Annotated in this window: 23 protein-coding genes and 1 pseudogene; 10 read left to right on the top strand and 14 right to left on the bottom strand. The window is 46.7% G+C overall.

The window, feature by feature from the left end; genetic code table 11:
* Entirely contained in the window at positions 1-354 is a 354-nt protein-coding gene (locus ICE88_RS07370) for a toxin (RefSeq protein ID WP_216251176.1), read from the top strand.
* Positions 341-655: a DNA-binding transcriptional regulator gene (locus ICE88_RS07365; protein ID WP_216251174.1), complete on the top strand. Its 315-nt coding sequence runs from the start codon at positions 341-343 to the stop codon at positions 653-655. The genes ICE88_RS07370 and ICE88_RS07365 overlap by 14 nt, the downstream gene beginning before the upstream one ends.
* Here ICE88_RS07365 and tilS read toward each other — a convergent pair.
* The 4 genes from tilS to cysS all read right to left on the bottom strand — a co-directional run bounded on the left by tilS (position 652) and on the right by cysS (position 5096).
* Complete coding sequence (gene tilS / locus ICE88_RS07360; protein WP_216251172.1) at positions 652-1983, bottom strand: tRNA lysidine(34) synthetase TilS; 1332 nt, start codon at positions 1981-1983, stop codon at positions 652-654. The genes ICE88_RS07365 and tilS overlap by 4 nt on opposite strands.
* Complete coding sequence (locus ICE88_RS07355; protein WP_216251170.1) at positions 1949-2920, bottom strand: acetyl-CoA carboxylase carboxyltransferase subunit alpha; 972 nt, start codon at positions 2918-2920, stop codon at positions 1949-1951. The genes tilS and ICE88_RS07355 overlap by 35 nt, the downstream gene beginning before the upstream one ends.
* Positions 2921-2997: 77 nt before the next feature.
* Positions 2998-3678, bottom strand: coding sequence for a DNA-3-methyladenine glycosylase (locus ICE88_RS07350; protein ID WP_216251169.1), 681 nt, complete (start codon positions 3676-3678; stop codon positions 2998-3000).
* Positions 3678-5096: a cysteine--tRNA ligase gene (cysS, locus tag ICE88_RS07345; RefSeq protein ID WP_216251168.1), complete on the bottom strand. Its 1419-nt coding sequence runs from the start codon at positions 5094-5096 to the stop codon at positions 3678-3680. The genes ICE88_RS07350 and cysS overlap by 1 nt, the downstream gene beginning before the upstream one ends.
* A gap of 307 nt (positions 5097-5403) precedes the next feature.
* Here cysS and ICE88_RS07340 point away from each other — a divergent pair, with 307 nt between their 5' ends.
* The 3 genes from ICE88_RS07340 to ICE88_RS07330 all read left to right on the top strand — a co-directional run bounded on the left by ICE88_RS07340 (position 5404) and on the right by ICE88_RS07330 (position 7405).
* Entirely contained in the window at positions 5404-6027 is a 624-nt protein-coding gene (locus tag ICE88_RS07340) for a M48 family metallopeptidase (RefSeq protein WP_216251166.1), read from the top strand.
* A gap of 89 nt (positions 6028-6116) precedes the next feature.
* Positions 6117-6620, top strand: coding sequence for a peptidylprolyl isomerase (locus ICE88_RS07335; protein ID WP_216251164.1), 504 nt, complete (start codon positions 6117-6119; stop codon positions 6618-6620).
* Between the two features lie 2 nt (positions 6621-6622).
* The gene (locus tag ICE88_RS07330; protein ID WP_216862213.1) at positions 6623-7405 is read left to right on the top strand and encodes a UDP-2,3-diacylglucosamine diphosphatase; all 783 of its coding nucleotides are present in this window, start codon (positions 6623-6625) and stop codon (positions 7403-7405) included.
* A gap of 9 nt (positions 7406-7414) precedes the next feature.
* Here the strand turns inward: ICE88_RS07330 and ICE88_RS07325 are convergent, their stop codons facing one another.
* Positions 7415-8224 (bottom strand): inositol monophosphatase family protein, encoded by an 810-nt coding sequence (locus ICE88_RS07325; protein WP_216251159.1) that lies wholly within the window; start codon positions 8222-8224, stop codon positions 7415-7417.
* A 35-nt stretch (positions 8225-8259) separates the two neighbouring features.
* On the opposite strand from ICE88_RS07325, the gene ICE88_RS07320 reads away from it, so the two are divergent.
* The 3 genes and pseudogenes from ICE88_RS07320 to mutS all read left to right on the top strand — a co-directional run bounded on the left by ICE88_RS07320 (position 8260) and on the right by mutS (position 12313).
* The gene (locus tag ICE88_RS07320; RefSeq protein WP_216251158.1) at positions 8260-9087 is read left to right on the top strand and encodes an RNA methyltransferase; all 828 of its coding nucleotides are present in this window, start codon (positions 8260-8262) and stop codon (positions 9085-9087) included.
* Positions 9087-9638, top strand: a pseudogene (gene cysE, locus ICE88_RS07315) (serine O-acetyltransferase); the annotation flags it as partial. The gene ICE88_RS07320 and the pseudogene cysE, both read left to right, overlap by 1 nt.
* A gap of 14 nt (positions 9639-9652) precedes the next feature.
* Positions 9653-12313 (top strand): DNA mismatch repair protein MutS, encoded by a 2661-nt coding sequence (gene mutS, locus ICE88_RS07310; protein WP_216251152.1) that lies wholly within the window; start codon positions 9653-9655, stop codon positions 12311-12313.
* A 37-nt stretch (positions 12314-12350) separates the two neighbouring features.
* Here the strand turns inward: mutS and ICE88_RS07305 are convergent, their stop codons facing one another.
* Positions 12351-12929 (bottom strand): peptidylprolyl isomerase, encoded by a 579-nt coding sequence (locus tag ICE88_RS07305; RefSeq protein ID WP_216251149.1) that lies wholly within the window; start codon positions 12927-12929, stop codon positions 12351-12353.
* Positions 12930-12975: 46 nt separating this feature from the next.
* Between ICE88_RS07305 and ICE88_RS07300 the strand changes: the two genes are divergently transcribed.
* Both ICE88_RS07300 and ICE88_RS07295 read left to right on the top strand, forming a co-directional pair.
* The gene (locus tag ICE88_RS07300; RefSeq protein WP_216251146.1) at positions 12976-14232 is read left to right on the top strand and encodes a cupin domain-containing protein; all 1257 of its coding nucleotides are present in this window, start codon (positions 12976-12978) and stop codon (positions 14230-14232) included.
* A 122-nt stretch (positions 14233-14354) separates the two neighbouring features.
* Positions 14355-14540 carry a hypothetical protein gene (locus ICE88_RS07295; RefSeq protein ID WP_216251145.1) on the top strand — a complete coding sequence of 62 codons (186 nt, stop codon included), beginning with the start codon at positions 14355-14357 and terminating at the stop codon, positions 14538-14540.
* A gap of 99 nt (positions 14541-14639) precedes the next feature.
* On the opposite strand, the gene bamC is transcribed toward ICE88_RS07295, so the two are convergent.
* From bamC to odhB, 8 genes are all read right to left on the bottom strand, one after another.
* Positions 14640-15773: an outer membrane protein assembly factor BamC gene (gene bamC, locus ICE88_RS07290; protein ID WP_255535257.1), complete on the bottom strand. Its 1134-nt coding sequence runs from the start codon at positions 15771-15773 to the stop codon at positions 14640-14642.
* Positions 15774-15797: 24 nt separating this feature from the next.
* The gene (gene dapA, locus ICE88_RS07285) at positions 15798-16709 is read right to left on the bottom strand and encodes a 4-hydroxy-tetrahydrodipicolinate synthase (RefSeq protein WP_216251143.1); all 912 of its coding nucleotides are present in this window, start codon (positions 16707-16709) and stop codon (positions 15798-15800) included.
* Positions 16706-17236, bottom strand: coding sequence for a bifunctional 2-polyprenyl-6-hydroxyphenol methylase/3-demethylubiquinol 3-O-methyltransferase UbiG (locus tag ICE88_RS07280; RefSeq protein ID WP_255535256.1), 531 nt, complete (start codon positions 17234-17236; stop codon positions 16706-16708). The genes dapA and ICE88_RS07280 overlap by 4 nt, the downstream gene beginning before the upstream one ends.
* A 13-nt stretch (positions 17237-17249) precedes the next feature.
* Positions 17250-18452 carry a tryptophan--tRNA ligase gene (locus ICE88_RS07275; RefSeq protein WP_216251139.1) on the bottom strand — a complete coding sequence of 401 codons (1203 nt, stop codon included), beginning with the start codon at positions 18450-18452 and terminating at the stop codon, positions 17250-17252.
* A 7-nt stretch (positions 18453-18459) separates the two neighbouring features.
* On the bottom strand, positions 18460-19299 hold the full coding sequence (locus ICE88_RS07270; RefSeq protein ID WP_216251137.1) for a 3',5'-nucleoside bisphosphate phosphatase: 840 nt from the start codon (positions 19297-19299) through the stop codon (positions 18460-18462).
* Between the two features lie 73 nt (positions 19300-19372).
* The gene (zapE, locus tag ICE88_RS07265; RefSeq protein ID WP_216251948.1) at positions 19373-20473 is read right to left on the bottom strand and encodes a cell division protein ZapE; all 1101 of its coding nucleotides are present in this window, start codon (positions 20471-20473) and stop codon (positions 19373-19375) included.
* 142 nt (positions 20474-20615) lie between these two features.
* Positions 20616-22052: a dihydrolipoyl dehydrogenase gene (gene lpdA, locus ICE88_RS07260; protein ID WP_216251135.1), complete on the bottom strand. Its 1437-nt coding sequence runs from the start codon at positions 22050-22052 to the stop codon at positions 20616-20618.
* 38 nt (positions 22053-22090) lie between these two features.
* Positions 22091-23311: a 2-oxoglutarate dehydrogenase complex dihydrolipoyllysine-residue succinyltransferase gene (gene odhB, locus ICE88_RS07255; RefSeq protein ID WP_089516013.1), complete on the bottom strand. Its 1221-nt coding sequence runs from the start codon at positions 23309-23311 to the stop codon at positions 22091-22093.
* Positions 23312-23360 lie beyond the last annotated feature (49 nt).

Below are 23360 nucleotides of genomic sequence, written 5' to 3'. Positions count from 1 at the left end.
ATGTATGCAACCCTGATTGAACTCCCAAATTTTAGTAAGTACCGCGAGGATTACCTTGATGACTACGAATACAACAAGCTCCAAGCGCTTCTTGTTAACAATCCAACATCTGGTGACTTGATACAAGGAACGGGTGGATTAAGAAAGCTACGCTATGGTGATTCAAGTAGAGGAAAAGGTAAAAGAGGTGGGCTGCGAATTATTTATTACTGGTGGGTCAATGCGTATCAAATATTTTTGTTCACTATACATAACAAAAATGAAATGACTGACCTAAATCAAGAGCAGAAAAAGAAGCTGAAAGAACTACTTGAAGATGAAATCAAAGCAAGGAGTAAACATGAAAAAACGTGATTTGTTTTCTGAGCTAAGCGAAGGCGTGGATGCCCTCAAAAAAGAGAGGTCAGGAAAGTTAACGCTTAAGAAATACAAAGTGACCATCAAGCCATCTCCTATCGTGACAGTTAATGAGCTCACCACCCTTCGCGAAAAACTAGGTCTCTCAAGACCAGTCTTTGCTAGCTTCATTCGCACCAACCCAAGAACAGTTGAAAACTGGGAGCAAGGTCGAGCTAAACCAAATGCTCAAGCTGCTCTCATCATTAAATTAGTTTCTAAATATCCTCAAACATTTGAGATGCTGGCAAGCATCTAAGCCGCTTGCCACTCCAGGGTGAATCTCGGACCCTCAGTGGTCTGCCAGTCTGCGCTGATGCCAATACCTGCCACAGCCACAAGCTCTTCGCCGATATACAACAGTGGCACATCACGTTGCCATGGTGGAATGGCAGCTTCTTGGTAGAGATTTTTTAGACTTTTTCTAGGTCTTTTTAAATCCACCTTGAATTTTTCGCCGCCCTCTCTTGCCATGGTGTTGATCAGGCCTTTTTGTTTGGCTTGTTCAAAACGATCTTTGGCAATGCCTGGCTTCTTGCTATTCGCGGGAACTTTCTTAAAAGTCCACTCGCCCTCATTTGTTACTTTTTCTTTTTCTCTTTCTTTTCCTTTTGCCTTGGCATTCAAGTCTTGAGTGATGCTCAAGTGGCCACGCCACAAACGAATCACGCACTGATCATGATCCCATTGCAACTTCGCATCAAGTCTTGCTTGCGTCAGTTCAGACCACCAAGCAGTTAATCTTTCTTCACTTGGATAAGCCAAGCCGTTTTTAGATAGCCAACGGCGCAAGGCATTGGTGGCTCTCGCCTGACTGGTTTTGTACAGTCTGATGAGATTGGTTTTTGATAAGCCTTCTTTTGTTTCAATCAAACCCAAATCAATATCAGCCAATTGGTTTAACAATCCTTGAGCCTCACCAAGGTGCTTGGCACTTCTTGCTAAATTTTCAATGGCGCCCTTTTGGTGTTTCTCCAAGCTTGGCATGATTGATTTTCTGACGGCATTGCGACGATAGGATTCATCTTGATTGCTGGGGTCTTCAATCCATGTGAGCTGATGTTCTTTGGCATAAATCTCTAGATCTTTGCGGCGCATGTTTAGAAATGGACGCCATAAGTGAATCAGTTCATTTGATTTAACTTGCGGCATGGCTGATAGGCCTGGCAAACCGGCACCACGCATCAACTGAATCAAGACCGTCTCTGCTTGGTCATCCAAATGGTGGGCAAGTAATAAGTCTTGAATCTTGTACGCTTCGCACATCTGAGTTAATGACTCGTAGCGCAAGTTTCTAGCTTGAGATTCAACATTGGATTGCTTATTGAGTTTGACGTTTCTGGTGTCAAAGTGACAGCCGAATTTATTAGCCACTGCTTTGCAGTGAGCTTGCCATTGGTCTGCTTCTTTTTGAATGCCATGATGCACATGAAAGGCGTGTACATTTTTCTTGCCATGCGCTTTGATGGTGGCGTGAAGTAATACAGTGGAATCAAGCCCACCACTGAAAGCCACCGCCAGTTGTGTCGGCGGTGTTTTCTTTTGGGTAGGTTTACTTGTCTTTGCTGCTGTCTTTGAACTTGCCATAGCTCATCAAGCGCTCGTGACGACGTTCAAGCAACTCATCCACACCCATGGTTTGGAATTGGCGCAAAGAATCAGCCAAAGCACGCTTGAGTAATGCAGCCATACCAGCGTGGTCACGGTGCGCACCACCCAAAGGTTCGCTAACAATTTTGTCAATCAAGCCCAAGGCTTTTAAACGAAGTGCTGTCAAAGCCAATTGCTCGGCAGCTTCTGGAGCTTTCTCTGCAGTCTTCCAAAGAATTGATGCGCAACCCTCTGGTGAGATCACTGAGTAAGTGGCAAATTGCAACATTTGCACCACATCACCCATCGCAATCGCCAAAGCACCACCTGAACCACCCTCACCGATGATGGTTGAGATGATAGGTACTCTGAGTTCTGCTTGAACAAATAAGTTATGACCAATCGCTTCTGATTGGTTGCGCTCTTCAGCATCAATACCCGGGAACGCGCCTGGTGTATCAACAAATGTGAAGACTGGCACATTGAATTTTTCTGCTAAGCGCATCAAGCGCTTGGCTTTTCTGTAACCCTCAGGACGGCTCATACCAAAGTTACGCATCGCACGTTCTTTGGTGTCTCGACCTTTTTGATGACCGATCACCATACAAGGCATGCCGTTGAATCTGGCTAATCCACCAATGATGGATTGGTCATCAGCAAAGTTTCTGTCACCATGCAGTTCATGGAAGTCAGTGAAAATGTTGTTCACATAATCCATGGTGTATGGGCGCTGCGGATGACGTGCAATTTGCGCCACTTGCCATGGAGTTAAACGTGTATAGAGGTCTTTGGTGAGCAGTTGGCTTTTTTCAGAAAGCTTGCCGATCTCTTCAGAAATATCGACTGCAGACTCATCTTGAACAAAACGTAATTCTTCAATTTTTTGCTCGAGTTCAGCGATTGGCTGCTCGAATTCAAGGAAAGTGATTTTCATGGCCTCTATTCTAATAGCTTGCGGCTTAGATGCCTAATTTTATGAAAATTTATTACAAATCAATGACTTGTATTAAATCAATACTCGACTGGAATGGGATCGATACTGCGCCACATGTACCAAGTGGCCACTGTTTGCCAAGGCGCCCAATTGGCAGCAACCTCTTTGGCTTCATGGCGTGACACAGGTTCACCGCTGAAATAAGCCAAAGAAATGCCTTTGATCAAACCAATATCATCCAAAGGCAAGACATTGGGTCTCATCAAATAGAAGATCAAGAACATTTCTGCTGTCCAACGGCCAATGCCACGAATCGCTGTTAATTCTGCGATGACGGTGTCGTCATCCAGCAAATCCCATTTCGCACTGCTCAAGCCGCCATTTTCAAAATGAGTGGCCAAGTCTTGCATGTACTCGACTTTTCTTTGCGATAAACCAGCTGCTCTCAATGCAGAAGGCTCTAACTTAAGAACTGCTTTGGCAGTGAATTTTTTGGTCAGCGCAATGGTGCGCTCCCAAACAGATTGAGCCGCCTTAACCGAAATCTGCTGCCCCACAATGGCCCTAGCCAAAGTTTGAAATGGATCACCGCGGGTGGTCAAGAATTCTGCTTTGGGGTATTTGGGAATGAGTTTGCGCATGATGCGGTCGTGCTTCATCAACTCAGTGCACGCCTGATCCCAATAGTCTGGGGCTTTTAGTGCTGGTGCCTGAGGTTCTACTACCTTAGGTTCTGCTACCTTAGGAGCAGCAGTCATTAAGCGCGTCTCCAAAGCGTGACGCCACCTGGCTTGTCTTCTAGAACAATGCCTTGGGCTAGCAAGTCTTGGCGTATTTGGTCTGCTTTGGCAAAGTCTTTGCCCTGCTTGGCGTCCGCACGTGCCTGAATCGCTGCTTCAATGGCTGCCGTGTCGTTATCGGCACTCTGCGATCCACCACCGGCTTGTAAAAACTCTTGAGCAGGTCTTTCTAACAATCCCAATAGTTTTGCCAATTGTTTGAGCTCTCGTGCAAGATCGCGTCTTTCTTCTAACTTCTCAGGACCCTCTGCTTTATTGATCTCACCTGCCAACTCAAACAAGATGGCAATCGCTTCAGGGGTGTTGAAGTCATCGTTCATCACCTGGGCAAAGCGAGTTCTCCAAGTACTTGGCTTGCCATACGTTGGAATGTCTTCAACCGTTGATAAGGCGTTGTACAAACGCGTCAAACCTTGCTTGGCTTCTTCAAGATGCGCATCGCTGTAGTTGAGTGGACTGCGGTAATGGGCTTTCAAAATAAAGAAGCGCACCACTTCAGGATCAAATACTTTTAATACTTCGCGAATGGTGAAGAAATTGCCCAATGATTTAGACATTTTCTCTTCATTGACTCGCACAAAGCCGTTGTGCATCCAGGTGTTCACAAACGGCTTGCCTGTTTCGTCAGAGAATGCACCTTCACTTTGGGCGATCTCGTTTTCATGATGAGGGAACTGCAGGTCTGCACCACCACCGTGGATGTCAAAGTGCTTACCTAAGAGTTCACAGCTCATGGCTGAACACTCAATGTGCCAACCTGGTCGACCAACACCCCAAGGAGATTCCCATTTGGTGTCTGCTGGCTCATCAGCTTTGGCAGTTTTCCAAAGAACGAAGTCCAAAGGATCTTGCTTGCCACCGGTCACGGCCACACGCTCACCCGCTCTTAAATCGTCCAATGACTTACCTGATAACTGACCGTAGTTTTTGAAGTTTCTAACGGCGTAATTCACATCACCCTCATCTGCCTGATAAGCGTAGTTCTTATCCATCAAGCGCGTGATGATGTTTTGCATCTGTGGAACATACTCAGTGGCTCTTGGCTCATAAGTAGGTCTCTCAATACCCAAGGCATCGGCATCTTCATGCATCGCGGTAATGAAGCGATCGGTCAAGGCTTTGATGGTCTCTTTGTTCTCTACCGCACGCTTGATGATTTTGTCGTCAATGTCTGTGATGTTTCTGACATAAGTCACTTCCATGCCAGAGGCTCTTAACCAACGCTGCACCATGTCAAACACCACCATCACCCGAGCATGGCCAATGTGACAAAAGTCATAAACAGTCATGCCACAAACATAGAGCTTTACTTTGCCTGGCTCAATGGGCTTGAATGTTTCTTTACGGCGCGTCAGGGTATTAAAAATGTGCAACATATAAAAGCTTGAGAGTTCTTTTAAGTTCTTTTGATTTCTTTAGATGATTCGGTATTTGTTCTGGCGTGATTTTAATGAAATCACTTTCATTACGGTGTTATTTAAGGCAATATCTTAGAAATACTCCAGCTGCCTGGCGATTTGTTAGACTGATTGATGAGTATAGCTAATTCGTTGTCGTATCTGCTTTAAAATCAACCCATTCCTTCGATCCCGGGCCCGTTTTATGAAAATGCTTTTCCAGAAAAGTCCTTCCCTGCAGCAAGTGGCCCTCGGGGTTCTATGTTTTATCTCGGCACAGGCTGTGATGGCTCAGACACCAACGCCGCCGACCAGTCTCACAGCACCCAAAGTCAGTCGCTCTGATATCGCCGCCAAGTCAGATCCATCTCCATTTGAAAATAATCCAAATGCCGTGCAATCAGCGCAGATGCAACCATCCTTGGCAACACCCTTCATTGTTTTACAAAGAGTGCCTGAGCCAAAGAATAAAAATGCGATTCCGCAAGACATCTACAACCTGATCACCAGCAAGAAATTGCCAGAAGCCATTGTGGCGATTGATAAAGAATTAGGCGTTAACCCACGCAACGTGCAATTACGTTTTGTGCGCTCAAGAATTCAGATTGAAATCGGTCAAATTGATTTAGCAAAAAAGACACTTTTAGAAATCACCCAACAGTTCCCAGAATTGCCTGAGCCTTATAACAATCTAGCCGTGCTTGAAGCTCAAGGCGGTGATCTTGATCAAGCCAAAGAGTATTTAGAGTTGGCACTCAAGGTTCAACCCAGCTTTTCAACTGCTTTAGAAAACTTGGGCGATGTTTACACACGCTTAGCCTCTAGATCTTATGGCAAAGCAGTGCAACTTGATCGCCGATTGGTTGACAGTCGCCGCAAAATGAAACTGGCTGAAGACATTCTGAAGTAATTATTAGCAAGCAATCGTTAGTTACAAATCAATTTTTTTATTTTTAAACTCCGGGACTCAATCCCTCATTACATGGAGAAGGACGTAGCATGGCAAAAGTGCAATTAACCACCAGCATGGGCAACATCACATTGACTTTGAATGATGAATTAGCACCTAAATCGACTGAGAACTTTCTAGACAACGTTCGCTCTGGTCATTACGACGGTACGATCTTTCATCGCGTGATTGCAAACTTCATGGTTCAAGGCGGCGGCATGACTGCCGGCATGAAACAAAAGCCAACCAAAGCCACGATTGAAAACGAAGCTGATAACGGTTTACCAAACAAGCGCGGCAGCGTAGCGATGGCGAGAACGAGCGATCCTCATTCAGCAAGTTCACAGTTTTTTATCAACGTGGTTGATAACGACTTCTTGAACTTCTCTGCACCAACTTCACAAGGTTGGGGTTATGCAGTGTTCGGCGAAGTTACTGAAGGCATGGACGTGGTCGATGCGATTCGCCAAGTGAAAACTGGCAGCTCAGGCTTTCATCAAGATGTGCCTAAGGAAGATGTCACGATCACCAAAGCAACCATCTTAGAAGAGTGATCATGCACGCGAGCGCTCTGTTCATTTCTGATCTTCATTTAACACCATCGATGCCTAGAACGGCAGAGAGGTTTTTTGAATTTCTAGAAAAAGAGGCTCGCACCCATGAAGCTTTGTTTATTTTGGGTGATTTGTTTGAGTTCTGGGTGGGTGATGATGCCAAAGCAAGATCACCCTTCCACCTTGAAGTCGCTCAAAAAATCAAAGCACTGAAGCAACAAGGCACCAAGGTTTACTTCATGCACGGCAACCGAGACTTCTTGCTCGGTGAAGCTTATGCACAAAAAGCAGACATGGAAGTTTTAAGAGATCCACAAGTGGTCACGATTGCCGAGCAAACCTGGTTGCTCACTCACGGTGATGCTCTGTGCACTGCGGATAAAAGCTATCAACGTTTTCGCTCAGTGGTGAGAAGTGCTTTTGTACAAAAGTTATTTTTGATGTTGCCAACCTCTTTGCGAGTGAATATCGCCAGTTCTTTGCGCAGCAACAGCACGGCCAACTATCACCGTGCACAACGCTTTACACCGGATGTGATTCAGGTCAAAGGTGATGTGACCATCACTGCGACTGCAAGCTTGGTAGCAATGACCAATTGTCAACGAGTGATCCATGGACACACCCATCGTCCTGGCTATCATGAAGAATCTTTGGGCGGCCAGTCATGGCAGCGCTGGGTGTTATCAGATTGGGATTTTGATCATCCTGAAACAGTGCTACCAAAAGGTAATGCTTTGAGCATTACCTCTGATGGTGTCAAAGTTTTGGATTTAGTTCGGTCTTAAGTTTATTAATCAGGCTTGAGGCTTTGAGTGCTCGCGCAGAGCGGTCACCAATTGGCCGAAGATGCGTGGGTTGGCTGCCATGATTTCTCCTGACTGCATGTAACCCTCTTCACCTGCGTAGTTACCAACCAAGCCACCAGATTCAGTGATCAACAAGATGCCTGCTGCCATGTCCCATGGCTTTAAGCCTGATTCAAAGAATCCATCCAAGCGACCAGCGGCCACATAGGCCAAGTCCAAAGATGCGGCGCCCGGACGACGCAAGCCAGCACACTGGCGTGTCATCTTGGCAAATATTTCTAAATACTCTTCAACGTTTTGGTCTTCGCGATAAGGGAAGCCCGTGCCCAAAAGTGCTTCTGACATTTTTAATCTACCAGCCACACGTAAACGGCGGTTGTTCACATAAGCACCTGCACCGCGAGTGGCCGTGAACAACTCATCACGGTTCGGGTCATAGACCACGGCTTGCTGCAAGACGCCATCAACTGCTAAAGCAATTGATACCGCGTACTGTGGAAAGCCATGAATGAAATTGGTTGTGCCATCCAAAGGATCAATGATCCACACATGGTTGGAGGTTTGATTGTTACTGCTAGATGGTGTTTCGCCGGTTTCTTCGCCTAAAAAGCTGTGATCAGGGAAGGCTTCTTTCAAAGTATCGATAATGGCAGCTTCAGCAGCTTGATCGATTTCAGTGACAAAATCATTGTGTTGCTTACGGGTAACCTGAATACGCTCGCTATTCAGCGATGCTCGGTTGATAATATTTCCTGCGCGACGCGCGGCCTTAATGGCCACATTAAGCATGGGATGCATAGTATTTAAGTAACACAACGAATTGGAGAAGAGCAATGTCCAGCAATCAAGCTGAACGGCGAAAACAGATTTTAGCCCGAAATGAAGATCAATTGGGAGTTTTGGACCAAAACTGGCCAATTCGTTGGGTCATGATGCGCACCAGCCACCCTGGTAATGTGGGCTCTGCAGCCCGTGCTTTGAAAACCATGGGCTTTTCAGCTCTGCACTTGGTGAGCCCGGCCTATGAGTACATGGCCAGAAAAGCTGAGGCCATTTCTTTATCCAGCGGGGCTTTTGATGTGCTCGAAGCGGCTCAAAATCATGAGACGATGCTTGAAGCTTTGGGTGATAGTCAGTTGGTCTTTGGTCTGACTGCCAGGGATCGTGAATTCGGCCCACCCGCGATTTCTTTGCACGAAGCGGTGTCGATGGCAAGTTCAGCACTTGTGGCGAATAAGCCGGTGTCATTTGTCTTTGGTACAGAGCGCACGGGTTTAGATAATGAAGACCTTAAACACTGCACCCATCGGGTGTGGATTGATGCAAATCCGAGCTACCCTTCTTTGAACTTGGCTCAAGCGATGATGATCGTGGCTTACTCCATGCGCCAAGGTTTGATGAAAGAACTGGCGATTGATTCAATTGCGCCAAGTTCTTTGGCATCACAGTCAGCAGAATTGGCCGATCCAAGCGCGATTGCGGCGATGCTCGAGCATTGGCAACAAGGTCTCGAGGCCATTGGATATCTGGATCCAGAGAACCCTAAAAAACTCATGCCCAGACTCCAAAGTCTATTTGCCAGAGCCGCTCTACAAAAAGAAGAAATTGACCTTTTACGCGGTATCGCGAAACAAATGCTCCAACACGGTAAAATCAAGTAATGCCTTTATTCGATCACATTGACTCCATCATTTCCCGAGACCCTGCCGCGCGCACACGTCTGGAGGTGATCCTTTGCTATCCTGGCTTACATGCCATTTGGCTGCATCGAATTGCTCATTTTTTATGGGGCATTGGTCTGAAGTTATTGGCCAGAATCGTTTCTCATACAGCCCGTTTCATCACCGGTATTGAAATCCACCCTGCTGTGGTTGTGGGTAAGCGTGTGTTCATTGATCACGGCTTAGGTGTTGTGATTGGCGAGACCACCGTGATCGGTGATGATTGCACAATTTATCAAGGGGTCACACTCGGTGGTACTTCTTTGTTCAAAGGTGCCAAGCGTCACCCAACACTAGAGGCTGGCGTGGTGGTGAGTGCTGGCGCAAAAGTATTGGGTGGTTTTGTGGTGGGCGCAGGAGCTCGCATCGGCTCTAATGCGGTGGTCCTCAAGGCTGTTCCTGCCGGTGCTACTGCGGTGGGCATCCCAGCACGCATTCTTGAAACCAATGAGTCACAACACTCATTCACTGCCTACGGCATCACACCAGAAGATCTCAATAATTAATGACTATGCAGGAGTTGGCAACGCACACGCCAGCGATGCAGCAATTTCTGCGCATCAAAGCTGAGCACCCGCACTCCTTGGTATTTTTTCGGATGGGTGATTTTTATGAGCTCTTCTTTGAAGATGCTGAAAAAGCAGCCCGCCTCTTAGACATCACCCTGACCCAACGTGGTCAATCATCTGGCAGACCGATCAAAATGGCAGGCATCCCCTACCATGCTGCCGAACAGTATTTGGCCAAGATCGTCAAAGCCGGTGAGTCTGTGGCGATTGCTGAACAAGTCGGTGATCCTGCAACATCCAAAGGTCCTGTTGAACGCCGCGTGATGCGCGTGATCACACCAGGCACCGTGACAGATTCAGCATTGATGAATGATTTGGAAGATGCACCATTGTTGGCGATTGTTCCAAGCAAAAAGATGTGGGGTTTGGCATGGCTGACGATCACCAGCGGTCAATTGCGTTTCACACAATGCGCTCCTCATGAATTAGCTCATTACATTTATCGCATTCGTGCGGCAGAATTGTTGTGCCCTCTCGGCACAGAGAGTTCTATCAAAGAAGCATTGCAAGCATCGAGCGCATCAGAAGTTCATTTATCGGGTCACACAATCCCGGATTGGGTGTGGTCAGCTGATGAAGGTCAACGTCGCCTTTTAGAGCTTTTCAATATGAGCAATTTGCAAAGCTTGGGCATTGATGATGCAGAAAAATTTGGCCCAACACTCACCGCAGTTGCTGCTGTCTTGGCCTACGGCGCCAATACGCAAGGTTTGGGTTGGCAGGGCAAATTGCCACATATCTTGCAATGCCAATTAGAAGAAGATCAGAACTACATTGGCATTGATGCAGCTACGCGCCGCAATTTAGAAATAACAGAAACACTGCGCGGTGAAACAGAGCCCACCTTGTTGTCTTTATTAGACACTTGCTCTAGTGCCATGGGCAGTCGTTTATTGCGACACACCTTGCATCACCCATTGCGTGATCAAGCCGTGATTAGTGAGCGTCACGTGGCGGTTGGCACATTGATTGAGCATGCCTTTGTTTTAGATGAATTGCGTCAAACTTTAAGAAGCGTCGCTGATATTGAACGCATCAGCACGCGCTTGGCCTTGGGCAGTGCTCGCCCACGGGATTTGAGCAGTCTGCGCGACACATTGGCGAATCTTCCTCAACTCGCCAAGACTTTGGATGGCTTGGCTCAAAAAAGTTCTTTGCTGACCTCTTTGGCTAAGACCTTGGCATCCCCTCCCCCTGTCTTGGCTTTGTTACAAGCAGCCATCGCAGTAGAACCATCCGTGGTGATCAGAGAAGGTGGCGTGATCGCTGATGGTTACAACTCTGAGTTAGATGAACTGCGTCGCTTGAGTGATGACTGCGGCGCATTTTTATTAGATTTAGAAACTCGCGAACGAGAAAGAACTGGCATTGCCAATTTGCGGGTTGAGTTCAATAAAGTACACGGCTTTTTTATTGAAGTGACCAACGGTCAAACAGACAAAGTGCCCGATAACTATCGTCGTCGCCAAACTTTAAAAAATGCTGAGCGTTACATTACTCCTGAGCTCAAGGCTTTTGAAGACAAAGCTTTGTCTGCTAAGGAGCGCAGCTTTGCTTTAGAGAAACAACTTTACGAAGAGTTGTTGGTGCAATTACAAGCCCACGTGCAAGCATGCCAATCAATGGGTTTGGCATTGGCCCAGGTAGATGTTTTAGCCACACTCGGTGAACGTGCTCAAACCTTGGGTTGGTCACGTCCAGAGTTCAGCAAGGATGCTGGCATTGCGATTGAAGAGGGTCGCCACCCTGTGGTTGAAGCTCAGTTGGCCAAACGTTCAGAATCTTTTTCACCAAACGACGTGCGCTTTGATCAAAGCAGACGCATGCTGTTGATCACTGGTCCGAACATGGGTGGTAAATCAACCTATATGCGACAAATAGCATTGATTGTTTTGTTGGCATACGTGGGTTCTTACGTTCCAGCCAAACATGCGCGCATTGGTGTGGTTGATCAAATTTTCACACGCATTGGTGCAGCCGATGATTTGGCCAGCGGTCGTTCAACCTTCATGGTTGAGATGACTGAAGCCGCTGCCATCTTGCATCGCTCCACCGAACACTCTTTGGTCTTGATGGATGAGATTGGAAGAGGTACTTCCACTTTTGACGGTTTGGCATTGGCTTGGGCGATCGCACAACATTTGCTCACAAAGAATCGTTCATGGACTTTATTTGCAACGCACTATTTAGAGCTGGCATCTTTGCCAAGTAAATATCCGCAGTGTGCCAACGTTCATTTGAGTGCCGTTGAAAAAGGTCAAGGCATTGTGTTTTTACACACTGTCAAAGAGGGTCATGCGAATCAGAGTTATGGTTTACAAGTGGCTCAGCTAGCGGGCGTTCCTCAAGCAGTGATCAAAGATGCTCGTCAGCATTTGCGTCGCTTAGAAGAGCACGCCAATCAAGAGAGTGCGCAAGTTGATTTGTTCAGCCAAGATTTTTCTGCTGATACAGGTGGATCTGGTGCTGATGAGGAAACAGCCAGGGAAATAGAAAAGGCTTTGGCTGTCCTAAAACAGTTGAATGAGATTCAACCGGACAACCTCAGCCCTAAAGAAGCTCTTGATCTCTTGTACAGCTTAAAAAGATCTAGCTAAATAATCAGTGAAGGCTCGGTGAAGACTTAGTGAAGGCTTAGTGAAGCGTTGGGCGCTGAACCACAGGTGGTGCTGGTGGCTCTTCGTCAATGTCCATGTCTGATTCATCATCCACATCAAGACCAAAGGCTCCTTGTGGGTGACCATCTTCTAGCTCTTCTTCGGTGGCTTCACGCACATCTGACACCACCAACCAAAACTTCAATGCCAAACCAGCCAAAGGATGGTTGCCATCCAAGACCACTTTGTCTTCTGCTAAATCAGTGACTGTGTAGATCAAAGGATCATCGTCGTCCTCTTCTTCAACAGGCGTTTGATCATCATCCAACAGACCTTCGAATTGCATGCCCACTTCTAAAGGCTCAGGGAATCTTGAGCGCGGTTCAATTTTGAGTAACTCAGGGTCATAATCACCAAAAGCATCAGCAGGTTCCAACTGAATCGTGGTCTCGTAACCAACATCGTGGCCATCCACGGCTTCTTCTATTTTTGGAAAGGTGCCGTCATAGCCACCATGGAGATAAATCATGGGGCCAGCTGATTCTTCGATCAAATTATCCTGAGCATCAGTCAAACGGTATTTGAGTGAAACAATAGTATTCTTTTGTACTTTCATAATATGTATTTTACGTGAGTCCACCCAAGCAGGTCATAATCTTCCTATGACAACTCAATCCAAAACCGGCCACAAAGCCCTTTATAAAGCCCCAAAGGCTCCCAAACCCCTCCCAATACAAGAGCCTTGGGCTCTCTTGGGTGGCATGAGTCCTGTGACCTTCATGCAAGAGTATTGGCAAAAGAAGCCCCTCCTAGTGCGTGGCGCCATCCCAGCGTTTCAACTGGCAAGAGAGTCTGGCTTGGAACTTGAAAGCCCAATTTCAATGGCAGATTTGAGTGATTTCGCCAGACAAAAAACCGTTGAATCTAGATTGATTCAAAGCAAACCCTGGTCACTCAAAAAAGGACCCTTCAAACCAAAAGACATTCCATCTTTAAAGAAGGATGCATGGACTTTGTTGGTGCAAGGTGTCAACGCCCATCATCCAATCGCTGAAAGAGTGATGTCTTGGTTTCGCTTCATTCCTGAAGCTCGTTTAGATGATTTGATGATCAGCATCGCAGGCAAGCATGGTGGCGTCGGTCCGCACGTGGATTCTTATGATGTGTTTTTGTTACAAATGGCTGGTCGTCGTCATTGGAAGATTTCAGGACAAAAAGATCTGCGCTTAAAAGAAGGTTTGCCACTCAAGATCTTGAAACACTTTGAACCCACCCAAGATTGGGTTTTAGAGCCTGGCGACATGCTGTATTTACCACCCAACATCGCTCATGATGGCTTGGCATTGGATGCTGGTTGCCAGACTTGGTCGATTGGCTTCAGAGCACCAACTTATAAAGAGTTGATCAGTGAAATTCTTTGGCGCACCACCGAGGCCCTCGAGAATGATCCAAAGCTTTGCCAGTTATATACCGATCCAAAGCAGCCTGCCACTCTTGATACCAACGCAGTACCCAAAGACCTGGTTGCAGCAGTGTCTAAGCACTTAAATGGCTTGCGCTGGAGCAATAGTGATATTTCTTGCACACTGGCCAGCATCCTGAGCGAACCAAAACCTCAAACGGTCTTTGATGCTCCTAGCAGTCAGTTGGATTTGCATGCTTTCAAAAAAATGATTGCACAACAAGGACTTAAGCTATCCCCTCAATCAAAAGCCCTGCACGATCATGACTTTTTCTACCTCAATGGCGAGAGTTTGAGCGATTCCGAAGAGGCTGATTGGGCTTTCTGGCTGGCATTAGCCCAAGAGCAATCTTTGAGCCCCGCCAAGTGCCAACAGTTAGTGAAATTGATCAAGGATGTTGATAGCCCTTGGTTTGAGGCCTACAGCTCAGCCTGGATATTAATTGATCAAGATTAGGGTTATCACTAGTATTTTGCGCATTTTTATTTATAATCATCGTCGGTGCATTAGTTTTAATAATGAAGGCACCCGGTCTAAATCACCGTTAGATGATTAGCTAATCTTTTAAGGAAAACAAAATGAAAAAATCACTATTAATCGCTTCTTTGTTGGCAATTTCTTTGGCTGCTTGCGGCAAAAAAGAAGCTCCAGCTCCTGTAGCTCCTGCTGCTGCTCCAGCTCCTGAAGCTGCTCCTGCTGCAGCTCCTGCTGCTGCTCCAGCTGCTCCAGCTGCTCCAGCTGCTCCAGCACCTGCTAAGAAGTAATTCTTCTTCAGAAGTAAAAAGACCACCCTCGGGTGGTCTTTTTTTTGCCTGCTGTTTTAGCGTCTGCTGTTTTTAGCTTTTGCTATTTTGAACTTCTAATCAGCGACCGATCTGCTGATCCAAAAGTGTCAAGATTTGAACAGCTGTTTCACCTAGTTCGTTCGCGCCTTTTTCATCTTGAACGGTCACAGTGACATTACCAGCAACATCTTTAACCTGTACACGGTAACGTTTCGCTTTTTTCAACTCATCGGCACTCTTCTTGCTGAATAAGTTAGCGAAGAAACTCTTGTTGGTCTCTGGTGATAGGTCATTGGTGTTCACAAAACGCACGTAGTAAATACCTTTGCTTCTATCACGGTCTTCAACGGTGAAGTTTGAACGATCCAAGCCAACACCCACTTCTCTCCAAGCACGATCAAAGTTGCTAGCGAACTCAAGACGTGGCTGTTTGTCTTTCTTCAAGCGAGATGGTGCATTAGCAGCCACTGTTGATTTTTGACCCACTGATGCGCGCGCAGCATCTTCGGTGTATCCCAAACGCTGCATCAAACGAGCCAAGAATTCAGCTTCTAATTCAGGATCATTCGGACGATTGGTCCACATGGTTTGAGACTTGTCATTACCTGTTAATTCTTCAGTAGCACCACGGTGAGTGATATAGATCTCAGTGTCGCCTTTGCTGTTAACTTCTAAACGTGTGCGGAACTTGTCACGCTCACCAGTAGAGTAAAGAGAATCTAAAACTTTACCAAGGGTGCGACGAATGATGTCTTGAGGAATCTTGGCACGATTTTCTGCCCAATCAGTTTCCATGATGCCGGTCTCTGGTGAATCAGTTAAGAGAATGAAGCCAGTCTCTTGCCAGAACTCACGCACGCTTGGATACAAATCTTTGGCTGGCTTTGAAACCACCAACCAACGACGATTACCTTCACGTTCGATCTTCATGCCAGACACTGCTGGCAATACAGCTTCTTTGCCTGTTGGTTTGTTTTTAACAGCTGTGCTGTAACCAGATAGTGTTGCACCGCCATCAGGCACCACGTAACGCTTGTCACCACCCATCGCGGTCATGTCTGGTGGAAATGCCAAATTAGGGCCCTTCTTTTCGCCAGCAGATTTGTAATCAATGGTGTCACCAGAAAACGTGCTGGTGCAAGCAGAGGTCAAGACGCCAGTTGCTAAAACTGACATCAGTAGCACGCTTGATTTAATTGATATGCGACGCATAAGTTTTCCTAAGTTATCGAACGATTATTTAGACATTAAGCCAGCGCCGATCAGCGCTTGCTTGACTTGTTCTTGAGCACTGCCTACCAAAGTTGTGAGTGGTAGACGAATCCCTGGCTTCATTTTGCCCATAGCGGTTAAAGCCCACTTCACCGGAATTGGGTTGGCTTCTACAAACATGGCTTTGTGAACCGGCAGTAATTTGAATTGGATTTCTTTGGCACGTGCCACATCACCAGCCATGGCAGCCACGCACAGCTCATGCATCAATTTAGGTGCCACGTTGGCTGTCACAGAAATATTGCCGCGACCACCCATCATCATCAGCAACAAGGCTGTTGGATCATCACCAGAGTAAACCGCGAAATCTTTACAACCCGCCTCTTCTAGACCAGCGATCAACTGAATGCCGCGATCAAGATTGCCCGTCGCATCTTTGATACCAACAATGCCTGGCACTTTGGCCAAACGAATTGTGGTCTCTGTGGCCATGTCTGCCACCGTGCGACCTGGCACGTTGTACAAAATGACTGGTAGATCAACTTTTTGAGCGATTGTTTTGAAATGCTGATACATGCCTTCTTGTGTTGGCTTGTTGTAATAAGGCACGACTTGCAAACTGGCATCGGCACCCACTTTTTTTGCGTACTCTGTGAGCTCAATTGCTTCGCTGGTTGAATTACCACCAGTGCCCGCAATGATTGGAATACGTTTAGCCGTGTGTTCAACGGTCACTTTGATCAGTTCACAGTGCTCTTCAACTGAAACAGTTGGAGATTCACCAGTGGTACCAACGATCACGATGCCATCGGTGCCCTGCTCAATATGCCAATCGATCAACTGGCGCAAACCAGGCAAATCTAGACTGCCATCGGCGTGCATGGGCGTGACAATGGCCACCAAACTTCCTGAGATATTTTTAGCTAATTTAGTCATGTTTTTGATTGTAGCGGAACAGCACAGACTCTCTGCACACAAGCGGGTTTAGGCTGAGTGACCGTGAGGTCCTCATAGGCCAAAACCCTCATATTTGAGGCAAAGCCGAGCAGTTCATTGGGTTTTAATAAAAAGTCAGGATTACTGGGTTTACCAAAGGCTTCATTGCCAATGGCAAAGGTTTCGTAGATCAAAACCCCTTGAGAATTCAATAAATTAGGCAATTTTTGCAAAAAAGGACGGTAGAGGTAATTGGTCACAATCACCGCGTCAAATTGGCCTAAATGGCTCAATGACCAGGCATCGGTTTCTAGATCAATGGCTTCTGTTTGGATGGCCAGATCAGGATGGCTACTCTTGATTTGCTGCAAAGAGGCCAAATCACGATCGATCGCCATCACCTGAAAGCCTTGCTTGGCCAACCAAACCGCATGGCGACCACTGCCGCAAGCGTAGTCCAAGACACGTCCACCGGCTTTGATCTTCGAAGCGTGAGTTTGTACCCAGTCCGAAGCTGGAACACTCAACTCTTGGTGCGACTTAACTGTAATCAAGTCCCATGGCCTCGCGCACATCGCGCATCGTTTCTTGAGCAGATTTGCGAGCCTTATCACAACCATCAGCAATGATGGCGCGCAATAAACTTGGATCGTCCAAATAAGTTTGAGCACGTTCCATCATCGGTTGTTGCTCTTTGAGAATCGCATCGATCACAGGTTGTTTGCATTCCAAGCAACCAATGCCGGCACTCTTACAACCTTTTTCTGCCCAAGCTTTGGTTTCGTCGCTGGAATACACCGCATGCAATTGCCACACTGGGCAACGCGCTGGATCACCCACATCCGTTTTACGAATACGGGCTGGATCAGTTGGCATGGTTTTGATTTTTTTCTCAACCGATGCAGCGTCTTCACGCAGAGCAATCGTGTTGCCATAAGACTTGGACATTTTTTGGCCATCCAAACCAGGCATGCGTGACTCTTGCGTCAAGAGCGCTTGCGGCTCAGCCAAAATAATTTTTCTTGAACCTTCTAAGTAACCGAACAAACGCTCACGGTCACCCATTGATAAACTTTGTGCGTCAGCCAATACCGCACGAGCCTGCTCTAGTGCTTCTTCATGGCCTTTTTCTTGATACTCGGTTCTGAGCTCAAGGTATAACTTGGTGCGCTTACTGCCTAATTTTTTAGCTGCTTCCAAAGCTTTTTCTTCAAAGCCTGGTTCACGACCATACAAGTGATTAAAACGACGCGCTACTTCACGGGTCATTTCTACGTGAGGCACTTGGTCTTCACCCACTGGCACGTGTTGTGCGCGGTAGATCAAGATGTCTGCGGCTTGTAGCAATGGATAGCCCAAGAAACCATAAGTCTGAAGATCTTTTTCTTTGAGTTTTTCAATTTGATCTTTGTAGGTCGGTACACGTTCCAACCAACCCAAAGGTGTGCCCATGGCTAACAAGAGAAATAGTTCTGCGTGCTCTGGCACTTTGCTCTGAATGAACAAGGTGGCTTGAGTTGGATCAACACCAGCTGCCAACCAATCGATGACCATGTCCCAAACGGATTTTTCAATCACCTCTGGTGTTTCATAGTGCGTGGTCAAAGCATGCCAATCAGCCACAAAGAAATAGCATGGGTATTCAGCTTGAAGCTTTAACCAATTTTTAAGAACACCGTGATAGTGACCTAAGTGCAGAGCGCCGGTTGGGCGCATACCTGATAAAACTCGTTCAGAAAACATATATCTCTTATTGAAACTCCAACCAAACAGGTTGTAATTGTGATGGCAGATCTGGCAAGGTGCCCAAATCTACATGGCTCTCAGTGGGACTATGAAAATCAGACCCTCTGGAAGCCAAAAAACCATGCTGTAGTGCTACTTTAGCAAATGTTTTGTACTCGTCCTTGGTATGGCTACCAGTGACCACTTCGATGCCACGGCCGCCCATGTCTTTGAACTGGCCATAAAGCTCGTCTAACTGCAAGCTGGTGTAGTTATAACGCCCTGGATGGGCTATCACGGCAATACCACCCGCTTGGGTGATCCAATTGACGGCGTCGGTTAAATTGGCCCATTCATGGCCCACATAGCCAGGTTTACCTTCTATTAAATAATTGGCAAATACTTCATTGGTGTCTTTGCAAACACCAGAATCCACCAAGAATCGTGCGAAATGCGTTCTTGAAATAAGTTCAGGATTACCCACGAATTGCAAAGCACCCTCGTAGGCATTTTTAATGCCGATTTGATCGAGTTGTGCTGCAATCTCTTGGGCTCGCTTGGATCGACCATTTCTGGTCTGATAAAGGCCTTCAATCAAAGCGGCGTTGGTGTGGTCAATCCCCAAACCAACAATGTGAACTGTTTGTGAGCACCAGGTCACTGAGATTTCAACACCAGAGATGTATTTCATGCCCAGATCTTCGGCGGCTTTTTTGGCGCGCTCTTGACCACCCACTTCATCGTGGTCGGTCAAAGACCATACTTGTACGCCATTGGCATGGGCACGACAAGCCAGAGCTTCCGGGGTCAAAGTCCCATCAGAAACAACGGAGTGGCAATGCAAATCGGCATTGAGTGTGTGCATGCGTCTATTTTACTTGCCTATTGGCGGCAATGCTTTGAGATTAAGGATCAACTAAGTTAGACCTAAGTCAGACCTAAGTCAGACTGGTATCAACGATGCGCCTAGGCGCCTCAAGGTACTCTTTGGACTGCATCTCAACAATGCGTGACACGGTTCTGTGGAACTCATTGGCCATAGGGCCTTCGGTGTAGAGTAATTCTGCTGCTACCTCGGCCGAGATGATGAGTTTGACCTTATGGTCATAAAAGACATCGATCAACCAAGTGAAGCGACGCGCCTCACTCGACATCTTGGGTGGCATGTGTGGCACTTCTGATAGTAGTACCGTGTGAAACAGATTAGAGATCTCTAGATAATCGTTTTGAGATCTTGTGCCACCACACAAAGTTTTAAAGTTGAACCAAGCTACGCCACCGGCTCTGCGCACGGCATTGATTTCTCTTGATTCAATAAAAAGAGTTGAGTTTTCCTCATCGTGCGCTTCAGCAATTTTGTTAAAAACTGCATCCATGGTTTTCGCAGTTTCTGCACCCAAAGGTGTGTAGTAGGCCTGAACCTGTTCCATCGCTTTTTGACGGTAGTCGATGCCTGCATCAACGTTCATCACATCGAGCTTTTCTTGCAATAAAGCAATCGCTGGCAAGAGACGGTCACGATGCAAGCCATCTGGGTAAAGAAGATCAGGACGGTAATTGGACGTCATGATGAATTGCACGCGGTATTTGAATAAGGCTTCAAGCAATTTGTACAAGATCATTGCATCAGCCACATCGCTCACGTGAAACTCATCAAAACAAATCAAACGGTATTTTTTGGCGATGTTTTTACCCAAGGCATCCAATGGGTCTGCTTGACCTCTGAGGTCTTGAAGCTCTCGGTGAACTTCACGCATGAACTCATGAAAGTGCAAACGGGTTTTCTTCTCCAGAGGAGATGCTTCGTAGAAGCAATCCATCAAAAATGATTTTCCGCGCCCCACTCCACCCCATAGATAAACACCACGAGGAAGATCTGGAAAGCGCACCATTTTTTTCAGGGTATTACTGCGCACTTCTTTGTAGGCAAACCATTCATCTTGACATACTTGCAAGCGATCAATCGCGGCTTGTTGTGCAGGATCGCTGCCATAGCCTCGCTTGACCAATTCTTGTTTGTAAAAATCAACGACTTTCATTTTCATGATTTATCTGCGTGATTGCTTTCTAGTAAGTACTATCTAAAAAAATGCTGTCTGTATAAATAATTTGGGGATCTATAAACCAATAGCGTTTATCGATCCCCAATTTGTCACTCTTGATAAAGCAACATCACATGCATTACATATTCAGTGCACGTTTGTCAGTCGCCAATGCTGCTTCTCTCACGACTTCTGACAAGCTTGGGTGTGGATGGCAAACGCGACCGATGTCTTCAGCGGCTGCTTTGAACTCCATCGCTACAGCGGCTTCAGCGATCAAGTCTGAGGCTGCCGCACCAACAATGTGAACACCAAGGATCTCATCAGTCTGAGCATCAGCCAACACTTTCACGAAACCATCAGCAGAGCCCATACCCAAGGCACGACCGTTGGCCGCGAATGGGAACTGACCTGGCTTGTAAGCACGACCTTCAGCTTTTAATTGCTGTTCAGTTTTGCCAACCCAAGCAATCTCAGGAGATGTGTAGATCACCCAAGGAATGCAGTTGTAATCAATGTGTGGTTTTTGACCAGCGATCACTTCAGCCACTAAGACACCTTCGTCTTCAGCTTTATGTGCCAACATCGGTCCACGCACCACGTCACCCACAGCGTATACACCAGGAGCTGAAGTAGCGCATGTGTGGTTATCGATTGGAATGAAACCGCGCTCATCCACTTTTAAGCCGATGGCTTCTAGGTTCAAACCTTCAGTGTTTGGTACACGACCCACTGACACGATCAAACGATCACATTCAAGTTTTTGAGCTGCACCAGTGCTGTCTGTATAAGCCACTGACACACCTTTTTTAGATGCTTTCACTTCACCAATCTTCACACCCAAATTGATCTTCAAGCCTTGCTTGGTGAATAGTTTGTGAGCTTCTTTGGCAACGCCTTCATCACAAGCACCCAAGAAGCTTGGTAATGCTTCAAGGATCGTGACTTCAGCACCCAAACGACGCCAGACTGAACCCAACTCAAGACCAATCACGCCAGCACCAATCACGCCTAATTTCTTAGGAGTGGCGCCAAACTTGAGAGCACCTTCGTTGTCACAAATCAATTCGTTATCAACAGGCATGCCTGGTAGATGACGGGCTTTAGAACCTGTGGCGATGATGACGTTTTTAGCAGTTACTGTGCCAGCGTCTTTACCGTCCACTTTGATCTGGTAACCATCAGCGCCCTTGCCTGCAAATGAAGCGTGGCCTCTTAACAAAGTGATTTTGTTTTTGCGGAACAAGAACTGAATGCCACCTGTCATCTTGCCAACGATGTCATCTTTGCGAGCAATCATCTTTTTCACATCGATGCTGGCATCTTTAACGCTGATACCGTGATCACCAATGTGATGAGCGATGTTCTCAAACTCTTCAGAGCTGGCCAACAATGCTTTTGATGGAATACAACCAACGTTCAAACAAGTACCGCCCAAACGTGGCTCACCTTTTGGATCGTCATATGGATTGCTTTCAGCACACGCTACTTTGAAACCTAATTGAGCGGCACGAATCGCAGCGATGTAACCACCAGGGCCACCGCCAATGACAACTACGTCAAAATTTTGACTCATAATTTTTCCCTATTTCTCTTTGTCTTTGACTGTATGGATTAAAGGTCTAACAAAAGACGTGCTGGATCTTCCAACGCTTCTTTCATTGCAACCAAACCTAATACAGCTTCACGACCGTCAATGATGCGGTGGTCGTAAGACATCGCCAAATAGTTAATTGGGCGCACCACCACTTGACCGTTTTCAACAACAGCACGGTCTTTGGTAGCGTGGATACCCAAAATAGCTGACTGTGGTGGGTTGATGATCGGTGTAGACAACATTGAACCGAAGATACCGCCGTTAGAGATTGAGAAAGTACCACCTGACAAGTCATCAAGTGTTAATTTGCCATCACGTGCTTTAACGCCAAATTCAGCAATTTTCTTTTCAATATCAGCCAAGCTCATTTGATCAGCATCGCGCAGAATAGGTACCACTAGACCACGTGGTGAACCAACGGCGATACCAATGTCAAAGTAACCGTGATAAACGATGTCGTTGCCATCAACTGAGGCATTCAAGACCGGGTATTTCTTCAAAGCGTGCACAGCTGCTTTAACGAAGAAAGACATGAAACCTAACTTAGTACCGTGTTCTTTTTCAAACTGGTCTTTGTATTTGTTGCGCATGCCCATCACTGGAGCCATGTTCACTTCGTTGAAAGTAGTCAAAATGGCATTGGTTTGTTGAGACTGCAATAAGCGCTCAGCAATACGAGCACGCAAACGGCTCATTGGTACGCGCTCTTCTGGGCGATTACCGATGTTCACTTGCGGTGCCGCTGGTGCAGCAGCTGCTTTAGCAACTGGTGCTGCGCCAGACAATGTTGCAAGAACATCACCTTTGGTCACACGACCATCTTTACCTGAACCACCCACTTGAGCAGCAGATAGATTGTTTTCTGCCATCAACTTAGCTGCTGAAGGCATTGCCTTAGCGCTGGCTGATGCAGCGGCTGCTGGCGCAGCAGCAGGAGCTGCGGCTGGTGCAGCTGCAGGAGCAGGAGCGGCCGCTGCAGGTGCAGCAGCAGCTTTAGCAGCGCTGTCAATTTTTGCAATCACTTGATCAGAAACCACTGTGCCGCCATCACCCACCACGATTTCAGCCAATACACCGGCTGAAGGCGCTGGTACTTCAAGCACCACTTTGTCGGTTTCGATTTCGATCAAGATTTCATCTTGAGCAACCGCTTCACCGGCTTTTTTCTTCCAAGTCAACATAGTTGCTTCTGCAACTGATTCTGATAATTGTGGAACTTTGACGTCTACGATAGCCATGTTCTTTTTCCCTTATTCTCTATTGAGTAATTGTTAGTGTTATTAACTG

It is taken from the genome of Polynucleobacter sp. AM-26B4 (assembly GCF_018882285.1).
Lineage (GTDB): Bacteria > Pseudomonadota > Gammaproteobacteria > Burkholderiales > Burkholderiaceae > Polynucleobacter.
The sequence above is the reverse complement of the archived record's forward strand: the minus strand, read 5'-3'. Positions and strand labels throughout refer to the sequence as shown.